Source organism: Ruegeria sp. CDSA236 (assembly GCF_059611285.1).
Genome location: NZ_JBXWPG010000005.1, coordinates 52,347 through 64,342, shown reverse-complemented (window position 1 = coordinate 64,342; position 11,996 = coordinate 52,347). Strand labels below are relative to the sequence as shown.

Genomic DNA, 11,996 nt, shown 5'->3' with positions numbered 1-11,996 from the left:
CTTAGTTTTTCTACGCCAAGAAATAGCAAATCTGCTTTGCGCTGTCACGGAATGGCTGCCACCATGCTGCAAAACGGAGGACGTCCAATGACGCTTGCACAACGAGATTGGGTGCCGAGCACCAGTGAAACCCTGATTCAAGACATAGCGGCCACGACGGCGTCCGCAACGTCTGCCGATCTGCTGGCCCGTATCGAGCAGCTGGCCGAGCAGAACCGAGTGATCCATGAGGAAGAGTGCTTTAACCTCAACCCTGCGACCAATGTGATGAACCCGAAAGCCGAAGCGCTATTATCCTCTGGCATCGGGTCGCGCCCCTCTTTGGGGTATCCCGGCGACAAATACGAAATGGGACTGGAAGCGATCGAGGAAATCGAAGTGATCGCGGCCCAGCTTTGCGCGGATGTGTTCGATGCCAAATTCGCCGAGGTTCGTGTGCCTTCTGGTGCGATTGCCAACCTCTATGGCTTTATGGCCACCTGCAAACCGGGCGACACAATCATTGCGCCGCCCGCATCCCTAGGCGGGCATGTGACGCATCATGTCGATGGCTGCGCCGGCTTATACGGCTTGCGCACCATAGAGGCCCCGGTGAGTGCCGATGGCTATACCGTTGAGCTGGACCAACTGCGGGCGCTGGCACGAGCCGAGCGGCCCAAGCTGATTACGATTGGTGGCAGCCTGAACCTGTTCGAGCATCCCGTGTCCGAAGTGCGGTCCATCGCCGATGAAGTCGGGGCCAAGGTCATGTTCGATGCGGCCCATCAATGCGGCATTATTGCCGGGCGCGCCTGGTCCAACCCGCTGGCCGAGGGCGCGCATTTCATGACGATGAGCACCTATAAAAGCCTTGGTGGCCCTGCAGGTGGGCTGATCGTTTCGAATGATGCAGAAATCGCCAAAGCGCTGGACGCTATCGCCTTTCCCGGCATGACGGCCAATTTCGATGCGGCGAAAACTGCCGCACTTGCGGTCACGATGCTGGGCTGGAAAGACTTTGGCGCGGCCTATGCGAAAGAGATGATCGCTATGGCGCAGGCATTGGCTGCGGCTTTGGATGCACAAAATGTGCCTGTGTTCGCTGGGGCCGAGGGCTTTACCAACTCTCACCAGTTCGCTGTGCTGGCCGAGCCATTCGGGGGTGGGCAAGCGGCCTCAAAAACCTTACGCCAAGCTGGGTTCCTTGCCTGCGGCATCGGTCTGCCTGTGGCGGCGGTTGAAGGTGATATGAACGGTCTGCGAATTGGCACGCCCGAGCTTGTCCGCTGGGGGATGACCGCAGGCGATGCGGATCGTCTGGCGGGGTTGATCAAACAAGGTCTGCAAGGCGCGCCGATTGCCTCCGAGGTTTCAGCCTGGAGACGCGCGTTCAATACGCTGTGCTTTGTCCATTAGATCACCGTTTCCAAAAGCAACCGGCGCGCACGGTGTTTGGTGATCGTTCAATCCCGGCCTTCACAAATGAAGGGCCGGGATCTGTTCCGCTTGATCCAAGCTTAGTTTCCCAGAATTCCAGGCAGGCGCAGCCCGTGTTCACGAGCGCAATCCTTGGCCAGGTCATAACCCGCATCGGCGTGACGCCACACGCCCGAGGCAGGGTCGTTCCACAAAACGCGCTCCAGGCGTTTGGCAGCATCATCGGTGCCGTCGGCGCAGATCACCACACCCGCATGCTGGGAAAAGCCCATGCCAACGCCGCCGCCATGGTGCAGAGATACCCATGTCGCGCCTGAGGCAGTGTTGACTAGTGCATTTAGCAGAGGCCAGTCCGAGACCGCGTCAGACCCGTCCTTCATCGCTTCGGTCTCGCGGTTGGGCGAGGCGACTGAACCGGAATCCAGATGGTCACGACCAATGACTACCGGCGCGCTTAGCTCGCCCGTTCTGACCATCTCGTTAAACGCCAGACCCAGGCGATGTCGGTCACCCAGACCAACCCAGCAGATACGCGCAGGAAGGCCTTGGAATGCGATCCGTTCGCGCGCCATATCCAGCCAATTGTGCAGATGCGTGTTATCGGGCAGCAGTTCTTTGACCTTTTGATCGGTCTTGTAGATGTCCTCGGGGTCCCCCGACAGGGCCGCCCAGCGGAACGGGCCAATGCCACGGCAGAATAGCGGACGGATATAGGCAGGCACAAAGCCCGGGAAGGCGAAGGCGTCTTCCAGACCTTCCTCAAGCGCCATTTGCCGGATGTTGTTGCCGTAATCGACGGTTGGAACACCATCATTGTGAAAGGCAACCATCGCCGCGACCTGCACCTTCATCGAGGTGCGGGCTGCCTTTTCCACTTCCTTCGGAGCGGTTTCAGCCTTGGATCGCCACTCGGCTACGGTCCAACCTTGAGGCAGGTACCCATTGATCGGGTCATGCGCGCTGGTCTGATCGGTGACGATGTCGGGCTTGACGCCGCGCTTGTGGATCTCGGGGAAGATATCGGCGGCATTGCCGATCAGCGCCACGGATTTGGCTTCGCCCGCTTTGGTCCAACGCTCGATCATATCCAGCGCCTCGTCCAGGCTGTGGGTTTTCTCGTCGACATAGCGCGTGCGCAGTCGGAAATCGGCGGATTTCTCGTCGCACTCCACGGCCAGACAGCAGGCACCCGCCATCACAGCAGCCAGTGGCTGAGCACCGCCCATACCACCCAGACCCCCGGTCAGGATCCAACGGCCTTTCAGACTGCCACCATAGTGCTGGCGTCCTGCTTCCATGAAGGTCTCATAGGTGCCTTGGACGATGCCCTGCGACCCGATGTAAATCCAGGAACCCGCAGTCATCTGGCCATACATCGCCAGACCTTTCTTATCCAACTCGTTGAAGTGATCCCAATTCGCCCAATGCGGCACCAGGTTCGAGTTGGCAATCAGCACGCGCGGTGCGTCCTTGTGGGTTTTGACGATGGCGACGGGCTTTCCCGACTGCACGACCAGGGTTTCGTCCGCTTCCAGGTCTTTCAGGCTGTCGACGATCAGGTCGAAATCCTTCCAGGTTCGCGCGGCCCGGCCAATGCCGCCATATACTACCAGCTCGTGCGGGTTTTCTGCCACGTCAGGATGCAGGTTGTTCATCAGCATCCGCAGTGGTGCTTCGGTCAACCAGCTTTTGGCATTCAGTTCGGTCCCGGTTGGCGGATAGATGTCCCGGCTGTTCTTACGAGGATCGCTCATCGATCATTCCCTTCAGATTGGATAGAGCCCGACAGGGCAAGGGCATTGAAGTTTTCAATCATGTGTCTCGGCTGCGGTCGCGCGCCATCATGGCAAAGACCGCCATCAGGTAAGGCCCGGCAAAGAGGCGTTCAGTGCGTTCAGCAACGCACCCGACGCGACCAATTCCTTTGCCGCTTTCAGATCGGGCGCCATATAGCGATCCTCTTGCAGGCTCGAAACATCCTCGCGCAGCCGTGCGATGGCCTGTTGCAGCAAAGGGCTGGTCTGGAGGGGCGCGCGGAATTCGATGCCACGCGCGGCACAGAGCAACTCGACCCCAAGGATATGGTTGAGGTTTTCGACCATGCGGGCCAGCCGCCGCGCACCATGCGCTGCCATCGAGACGTGATCTTCCTGATTGGCGGAGGTGGGTGTTGAATCGGTGACACATGGGTTGGCCAGATGCTTGTTCTCGCTCATCAAAGCGGCTGTCGTCACCTCGGCAATCATCAGGCCGGAATTCAATCCGGGTTCAGGTGTCAGGAAAGGCGGAAGATCGAAGCTGAGCGTTGGATCGACCATCAGAGCAATACGCCGTTGACTGATCGCGCCAATCTCGGACAATGCCAGCGCAATCATGTCAGCAGCGAACCCAACGGGTTCCGCGTGAAAATTACCACCGGACACGATCATATCCGCTTCGGTCAGCACAAGTGGGTTGTCTGTTGCAGCATTCGCTTCGATCAAAAGGGTCTGTGCGGCCTGTCGCAGGACATCCATCGCCGCACCAGTCACCTGCGGCTGACAGCGGATGCAATAGGGATCCTGAACACGTGTATCATCATCCCGGTGGCTTTCTCGAATTTCGGATTGCGCCAGTATCTCACGCATCGAACCTGCCGCTTCGATCTGGCCACGATGTCCTCGCAGCGCATGGATTTCGGGCTGCAGCGGAGCCGTTGAACCCATGATGGCATCGGTGGACATGGCCGAGATGACCAGCGCATTGCGCACAGCACGCCAGACTTCGAACAGACCGGCAAGCGCATAGGCCGTTGAAAACTGTGTGCCATTGATAAAGGCCAAACCTTCCTTGGGGCCAAGCTCGATCGGGGACAGGCCAGCCTTTGCAAGCGCCTCGGCACCCGGAAGAATTTCGCCTTTATATTCCGCCTCTCCCTCACCGATCACCACTGCGGTCATATGTGAAAGAGGTGCCAGATCGCCTGACGCGCCAACCGATCCTTGATTTGGAACAACAGGGGTGACGCCTTTTTCCAGCATGTCTTGCATAAGCTCGATCAGTTGCCAGCGGACGCCAGATGCGCCACGGCCAAAACTCAATAGCTTAAGAGACATCATAAGCCGAACCATCCGGCGGGGCATCGCGTTTCCTACGCCGCAGCAATGGCTGAGGATCAGATTTCGCTGCAAAGTGGCGGTGTCTTCAGATTTGATCTTGAGACTGGCCAATTTGCCAAAACCTGTGTTGACGCCATAAACCGGTACATCACCCGCAGCGGCGATAGCGATCCGTTTCGCGGCCGCCTCGACCGCAGGACGACACTTCGGATCAAGTATGACCGAGGCTTCATCCCAATAGATGGTTTCAAGCTGAGGCAGAGTAGCCTGCCCGGGCGCCAGAGTGAGAGTTGTCACGCTTGACCTCCAAAGATGCGTTTGTGAAGCGGGTTGAACCCGATACGATAAGAAAGCTCGGCCGGACGGCCCACATTCCAGACCGCCAGATCGGCCCGCTGACCCGCGGCGATCATACCGCGATCACTCAAACCAAGGGCACGCGCGGCGTTACAGGTCACGCCCGCAAGTGTTTCCTCTGGCGTCATGCGGAACAGCGTGCAGCCCATATTCATGGTCAGAAGAAGAGATGTCAGGGGGGATGATCCCGGATTGCAATCGGTTGCCAGTGCCATTGGGACATCGTGTTTGCGCAGCAGCTCAATCGGAGGCTGACGCGTTTCACGCAGAGTATAGAACGCACCGGGCAGGATTACGCCCGCTGTTCCCGCCTGGGCCATGGTGATCACGCCGTCTTCGTCAAGATACTCGATATGATCCGCAGACAATGCGCCATAGGAGGCGGCAAGCTGCGCCCCGCCCAGATTAGAAAGCTGCTCGGCATGCAGTTTAAGCGGAAGGCCAAGCGCAGCGGCGGCGTCAAAGACACGGGCGATCTGTTTGGGCTGAAAGGCGATCCCTTCGCAGAATCCGTCAACCGCATCGACCAGCCCTTCTATATGGGCGGCCCGCAAGGTCGGAATGACGACCTCGTCGATATAGGCGTCATCGCGCCCCTTGTACCCTGGCGGAGTCGCGTGGGCGCCCAGATATGTGGTTTGAACAGAAACTGGGCGACGTTTTCCAATTTCGCGCGCGGCGCGCAGCATGTTCAGCTCTGTCTGTTGTTCTAGCCCATAGCCGGACTTGATTTCGATAGTGGTCATGCCCTCTTGGATCATCGCGTCGACGCGGGGCAATGCACTTTCTATCAGCTCTTCCAGGCTGGCGGCCCGTGTCGCTTGAACGGTTGCGTTAATACCGCCTCCGGCGCGCGCAACCTGTTCATAGCTTGCACCATTCAGGCGCATTTCAAACTCTTGGGCGCGGTCGCCGCCAAATACAACATGGGTGTGGCAGTCGATCAAACCTGGCGTCACTAGGCGTCCGTTCAGATCCTCGGCCTCAAGCTCGGTATATTCATCGGGCAGATCGCGTCTGGGTCCGACCCATTCGATAAACTCACCTGATATTACGATGATGCCATCCTCGATTAGCCCATAAGGGCCCTGCTGGCTGGCTTGTGTTGCAATTTTTGCGCCACGAAGGGTTGTTTTACCAGTCATGAGAATCTGATCCCAAGTTGTAATGCTTCTGAAATAGGTATACTGATTACTGTATAATGTGTACACAAAATAATGAAAGGCATCGCGCCGAAGCCGCCTTCTTGGAGGCAAATTAGGTAGAGGTCTTAGGTGCGGGGCAGAGTTACATGCTTCATTGCAGATGTCTTATGTGTATGTATAAGCCAATTAAGGCCGGTTTTTGAGTTGGGGAGTTTTATGGCAAGACCTCAGGGGAACATGAGCTTTCGGGACATCAAGCAGGTGGTTTTGGATCGAATCCAAACCGGTATCTGGAGCCCGGATTCCATTTTGCCAAGCGAGATGGATTTGGCCGCTGAATTCTCAAGTACACGAACAACGGTCAACCGGGCGTTGAGAGAGCTTGCCGAAGAAGGATACCTGGAAAGAAAACGCAAGGCCGGCACGCGGGTTCTGAATTCTCCCATCAGAAAAGCGCAATTTGCGATCCCTTTGGTGCGTGACGAGATAACGGCCACCGGTGCGGCCTATCGGTACTCTTTGGTGGACCGAGAGGTGCAACACGCACCGTCCTGGCTGGCATCACGCCTCGACCTGAAAAAAGAGCAGGACGTCTTGCACCTGCGATGTATGCATTATGCCGACAACGTAGCGTTTCAGCTTGAGGTGCGATGGATAGTTGCCGACGTTGTACCTGAAGTGTTGGAGAAAAGTTTCGAACAATCGGGGCCGAATGACTGGTTGGTTAACAGGGTGCCATTCAGCAATCTGGAGCTTAGTTTCATGGCGACCAAGGCTGATGGTGAAATCTCCAAGTTCCTGGACACGCCACCTGGCGACCCGATCTTTACCGCCGAACGCATTACCTGGCTGCGTCGCGCGCCGGTGACATATGCCAAGCTTTACTTTGCACCGGGTTACCGGATGACGACGCATCTCTGATCTGACCGGAGTCCAGCTTTTGGGGCGATAAAAAATGTCGGTCTTCGTCGGTCTGCCGACTTATGGGCTGACAGAACATCAAACAAAGGGAACGCGATGGCTGTTCAGAATCTAATGACGTTTAAGGCGGGTTCAACGCCGATTTTGCTGAATGTCCCACATGCCGGAACCTTGCTGCCTCCGGAGGTTGAACGCCGTTTGCGACCCGCCGCGCTGGAGCTGAAGGATACGGATTGGCACATGGACAAGCTGGCGCTGCCTTGTGCCGAATTGGGTGTGGGTGTCATGGCGGCGCAGTATTCGCGCTATGTGGTGGACCTGAACCGTTCAGCTGATGACGCGCCGCTTTATTCCGGTCCGACAACCGGCCTGATATCGCAAATCGATTTTGACGGTCAGCCGCTTTATCTGGAAGGGCAAGAGCCAGATGGGCAGGAGACACAGGCGCGCATCCAATCCTATTGGGCACCGTATCATCAGGCGCTCAAGGCTGAGATTCTGCGGATCAGGGCGCAGTTTGGCACCTGCATACTGTTGGATCTGCATTCCATCCGTTCCGAAGTGCCAAGGCTGTTTGATGGGGTGCTGCCGGATTTGAATCTGGGCACAAATAGCGGGGCCAGCACAGCCGCGCTCTTTGAGGCCTGCGCCGAAAGATCGCTGGGGTCCGGCCAATACAGCTTTGTCAAAAACGGCCGCTTTAAGGGAGGCTATATTACCCGGCACTATGGCCAACCCGACCAGAACATTCATGCGCTGCAACTCGAAATTGCACAGTCCACCTATATGATCGAGCACGCCCCTTGGGACCTTGTGCCCCCTAAGGCAGAGATGCTTGGCGCCGCGATCAAGAACCTTGTTACCGCGTTGCTGGATGAAGTTAACACCACCCGTGGATGACCCAAACAGACTCGCCGATACGGCATCCAAGTAAAGGAAAGTGGATGACAACTGGATTTCATTTCAAACAGGCACTGACGGACCAGGGCTGGCTTAGCAATATCTCCGTAACCGTTACGGAATCTGGTGAGTTCGGAGCACTGGTCGCGGACGACAATCCCAACGCCTATCCGGTGATTGAAAGCCCGGTTGTGCCGGGCATGCCCAACCTGCACAGTCATTCCTTTCAATACGCGATGGCAGGGTTATCAGAAGTGCGCCGGAATCCGGTCGACAGCTTCTGGTCCTGGCGCGAAATGATGTATTATTTCGCTCATAACGTATCGCCCGAGGACCTGCAGGCAATCACTGCCAAGCTGTATATGGAATTGCTCAAAGGCGGTTATACCGAGATTGTCGAGTTTCATTATCTGCACAATGAAGAGGATGGAGCGCGCTACGCCCAACCTGAGGAGCTGTCTTCTGCTATTGTCTCTGCTGCAGATCGAACGAGCCTGAGCCTGACGCATCTTCCGGTGTTTTATGCACACGCAAATTTCGGCGGCGTGTCTCCGCAAGATGCTCAGAGGCGTTTCACCAATGCACGTGATCAATACGCTTTGCTGATCGAAACCCTGAAGCAGCAGCATGAAAAGCTTAACCTCGGAATCGCGCCGCATTCCCTGCGCGCCGTAACCGAGGATGAAATGTCATGGCTTATGGAGCTTCGGCAAGACCAGTTGCCGGGGTGTCCAATTCACATCCATGTGGCCGAACAGACCAAAGAGGTGGAAGACAGTATCGCGCATAGTGGCAAACGCTCTGTTGCGGCGCTGATGGACCAGGTCCAGATTGACGCCGCGTGGTGCCTGATCCATGCCACCCATCTGGATGACGCCGAGGTTGCGGCCATTGCCGCTTCGGGCGCGACCGTGGGTCTGTGCCCGCTGACGGAATCAAATCTTGGAGACGGGATTTTCCGGGCGGTCGATTTCGTGGCAGCAAATGGCCATTTTGGTATCGGCTCGGACAGCAACATCTGTACCCAGGCAGTTCAGGAGCTGCGCACACTGGAATATAGTCAGCGCCTGCTGCACCGGCAGCGCAATGTTATGTGCTCCAAGGACATGCCCAATGTTGGCGGTTATCTCTGGCAAGCCGCCGCCCAAGGTGGAGCGCGTGCAGCCGGGCGCAATATCGGCCGTATCGCAAAAGGGTGCCGTGCTGATTTTGTAGAACTGTCTTACGATAGGAATGGTCTGATGGCGGCGGTGTCGCCCGGAGCCGTGCTGGATTTCCACATGTTCTCGGGTCAGCAGGCAGAAATCATTGCCGTCTATGTTGCTGGTCAAAAGGTTATTGAAGATGGTCAGCACCCCGATCACGAGTCCATCGACGCCGGATATATTTCCACCATGCGTCGGTTGGCGCAAAAACTATGATGTAGGGTGAATAGAACCAGTGGAACTCATTACTGTGCGAGCTTAAGAACCTTGGGGCACTTGGTGCTGGTCAGGCTGAAGACATTGTCCGAGATCGCCGAGGAATTTTCTGTCACCCAGCCCATCGGCATCGAACATTCCAGTTGGTACGCGCCTTCCGAACCTTGTCACATCAATGGCGCGCGTGATGCTGGCGGATCTGAGCGAAACGGAACTGGATCACCGTACCCCCCAATGACGGGTCTGGGCATGTGTGCGGTGCTATTAACAATTCCGGCCACCGCAATCAGCTGGGATCTGCGGAAGATCTGATCAAACAGGTTTGCCACTGCGCGGCGCAATATCAAATTGCAGTGATGCAGGTGGCGGCATCCCAGTTTGCCGATGTATTCCGTCATCGTGACAGGCTGCATATGCGGCCTGAATTAGTCTGGTAAGTTCGACTCGGTTAGGGCCTTTTGAGGCATGGCTTCGAGGTGCAGTTCACCCAGCAATCAAGGTACCTGTATAAGCTTGCTCCGGTCAGAGATAATGCTGAAATCAGAGAGGTTTTTTGCCCCAAAACCTCATCTCTCCATCAAGTTGACAAGGCGAGGGATTTGGCTGATACAGCCAGAATATGAGCGGGCCGTTAGCTCAGCTGGATTAGAGCAGGGAACTTCTAATTCTCAGGTCGGGGGTTCGAGTCCTCCACGGCTCGCCAAATGCACAATTCCTAATTGAGTATTCATCCGCCACCCTCAGATTACGACGTTGGCAAAGCTCTCGACTGTGACGATCGGACGTGGTTGTCCCGCCAGGCTTTCTGCATCGGTCAGACGCTGCGCCAATGGGTCGGCGTCGCTAAGGGGGCCAAAGTTCAGCCCGGTTAATTTTTCCAAATCCCGGACGCGGATCTGGAATGTCTTATAGGCACCAAACTCAAATCCACCGACAGATTCCACGCTCCCCTGGTTCGAGAGCATCTGTTGGATGACCTCAACCTGGCTGAGTACATAGGCGGTGGAATGAAGGCGAAGAATGCCTTCGCTGCCATCCTCTTCGGCCAGCATGGTCACAAGCTTGAAGAACTTCAGGGGTACCGGCGATCCGGTATCTTTCAACATCGGCTCGTCACCGGTCAGGATTGGTCCGGTGAACACACAGGCCTTGAATCCATGTGTGCGCACATTTGTCATGATAAAGTTCTCAAGACCCAACCATTGCGCGTGGCTCCGGTTAAAGGCCCGGTGCTGCGGGGCAGCAGCGGTATAGTGAAAGCTGTCATCATTGGCCTGTTTGGCCTGTGCATCATCGACACCCCAATTTGTCGCCGCACGGCGAACCAGGTGGCCCCGGTCAATATCCGCGTGATCATAATCCTCTTTGCCGAGTTGGACATTTGCTGGGATGCGCAGGTCAGCGAACCACTTGTCGCTACCTCGTTTTTGCGGTCGGGTCTTGGCACCATCGATATTTAGCGCGGCAATGATCGGTGTTTTGAAAGTCGCAGAATAGAGAATGCCGAAATTCTGATAGCGCAATTCGTTGGGGCGTTCCGGGGTCGCATCCGACGGAGTGGCAAGCCCAAACGCATTCGGTACCACCGGCAGAGGGACCTCTGCCACTTGAAGGAAGTCCGGGTTGTACCCGTCGCGCGGTTCAAAATGGTCTGCGTCATGGTTTCCGTCAGGTCGTTCTGGCCGGACGATTTCAGTTCCGGGGATCGAGGTCGGCACCGCCCCGTCCAACAATGCGTTGACCGTGCTGATCCTGACCGCCGAGTTTCCGACGCCGAAGGTACCTGCATAATGCAGACCAACCGCTTTGCCGCTGTCCAACGAGATCACAGGCGAGCCCGAATTGCCGCCCAAAGTCGTGCAGTCATGGCGCAGGATCGTCACGCCGCCGTCTTCGATGAGAAATCCGGGCGAAAAGCGTTTCACGTCATACAGGTCGTTGAAATAGTTGGACATCTGCGTGGGGTCATTGCGCAGGGAATCCTTGGCGGGATACCCGATCACCGCGACGCATTCGCCGTGCTGGGCATCCGTATCGGCGCGCGGGATCGGCGCAGGCGTGAAATTGGCCGTATCTGCGGGCAGGTCGATCTTTCCAAGCGCGATATCTGCGGCCGCATCTTCGGCGATATAGGTGAACTTGCGAATGTCGAAAAGCCGTTCGGGGTCTTGCGCTGCGCCGACCTCTTCGAGGAAATCTATCCGGGCGCCATAGCGGGCATTGCCGGGGGCAAACATGAAGACACCATCGCCCAGGAAACTGCGCCGCGCGACCAGCTTGGCAACATGGCGATTGGTGATGATCAGCAGATGGTCGTCCTTCTTTTCGATCACCCAACCGGTGCCACCCCAGCTAAAGTCATGATTGATAAACTCGATACGCCCAACCGAGGCGATTTTGTCTTCGGCCTTGCCGATACGAATATCGATATCTGGCGGAAAGTCGGACGAAAGTGTTTGTTTGCCTTCAACCTTGCCGCCGCGCACGATCAGGGGCGGGCGTCCGACCGCACGCACGATGGCTTCAAGTTGCGAGGGCGTAGAGCCAAAGCTTTCCAGCTTATTCATCTGCGCGCCCATCAATTCACGGGCACGATCCGGTGTCAGGCCCATTTCACCAAGAATGCCCGGACTGGTATCCAGAGCCTCACGCGCCTTGTCGATTGTTCCGGCATTTCCAAGGCCTTCCAGCCGGCTGAATGTTTCCTTTTCGAAATCGCTCATGGCATTGGTTCCTCA

General features: G+C 56.7%; 8 protein-coding genes and 1 tRNA gene. 5 read left to right on the top strand and 4 right to left on the bottom strand.

Features of this window, described 5'->3' with window-relative positions; all coding sequences use genetic code 11:
- Positions 1 to 87 precede the first annotated feature (87 nt).
- Complete coding sequence (gene glyA / locus AC2FLB_RS09760) at positions 88 to 1,395, top strand: serine hydroxymethyltransferase (protein WP_496709162.1); 1,308 nt, start codon at positions 88 to 90, stop codon at positions 1,393 to 1,395.
- A gap of 101 nt (positions 1,396 to 1,496) precedes the next feature.
- Here glyA and hutU read toward each other — a convergent pair whose 3' ends face one another.
- The 3 genes from hutU to hutI all read right to left on the bottom strand — a co-directional run bounded on the left by hutU (position 1,497) and on the right by hutI (position 6,016).
- Positions 1,497 to 3,170, bottom strand: coding sequence for a urocanate hydratase (gene hutU / locus AC2FLB_RS09755; protein ID WP_496709161.1), 1,674 nt, complete (start codon positions 3,168 to 3,170; stop codon positions 1,497 to 1,499).
- A gap of 105 nt (positions 3,171 to 3,275) precedes the next feature.
- Positions 3,276 to 4,811, bottom strand: coding sequence for a histidine ammonia-lyase (gene hutH / locus AC2FLB_RS09750; RefSeq protein WP_496709160.1), 1,536 nt, complete (start codon positions 4,809 to 4,811; stop codon positions 3,276 to 3,278).
- Positions 4,808 to 6,016 carry an imidazolonepropionase gene (gene hutI / locus AC2FLB_RS09745; RefSeq protein WP_496709159.1) on the bottom strand — a complete coding sequence of 403 codons (1,209 nt, stop codon included), beginning with the start codon at positions 6,014 to 6,016 and terminating at the stop codon, positions 4,808 to 4,810. Before hutI ends, hutH begins: the two co-directional genes overlap by 4 nt.
- A gap of 216 nt (positions 6,017 to 6,232) precedes the next feature.
- On the opposite strand from hutI, the gene hutC reads away from it, so the two are divergent.
- From hutC to AC2FLB_RS09725, 4 genes are all read left to right on the top strand, one after another.
- Entirely contained in the window at positions 6,233 to 6,937 is a 705-nt protein-coding gene (gene hutC / locus AC2FLB_RS09740) for a histidine utilization transcriptional repressor HutC (RefSeq protein WP_496709158.1), read from the top strand.
- Positions 6,938 to 7,033: 96 nt separating this feature from the next.
- Positions 7,034 to 7,837 carry an N-formylglutamate deformylase gene (gene hutG, locus AC2FLB_RS09735; protein ID WP_496709157.1) on the top strand — a complete coding sequence of 268 codons (804 nt, stop codon included), beginning with the start codon at positions 7,034 to 7,036 and terminating at the stop codon, positions 7,835 to 7,837.
- Between the two features lie 44 nt (positions 7,838 to 7,881).
- Entirely contained in the window at positions 7,882 to 9,258 is a 1,377-nt protein-coding gene (locus tag AC2FLB_RS09730; protein WP_496696299.1) for a formimidoylglutamate deiminase, read from the top strand.
- A 625-nt stretch (positions 9,259 to 9,883) separates the two neighbouring features.
- Positions 9,884 to 9,961, top strand: a tRNA-Arg gene (locus AC2FLB_RS09725).
- Between the two features lie 37 nt (positions 9,962 to 9,998).
- Here the strand turns inward: AC2FLB_RS09725 and AC2FLB_RS09720 are convergent.
- A complete protein-coding gene (locus tag AC2FLB_RS09720; protein ID WP_496709156.1) occupies positions 9,999 to 11,981 on the bottom strand; it encodes a DNA/RNA non-specific endonuclease in 1,983 nt (660 codons plus the stop codon).
- Positions 11,982 to 11,996 lie beyond the last annotated feature (15 nt).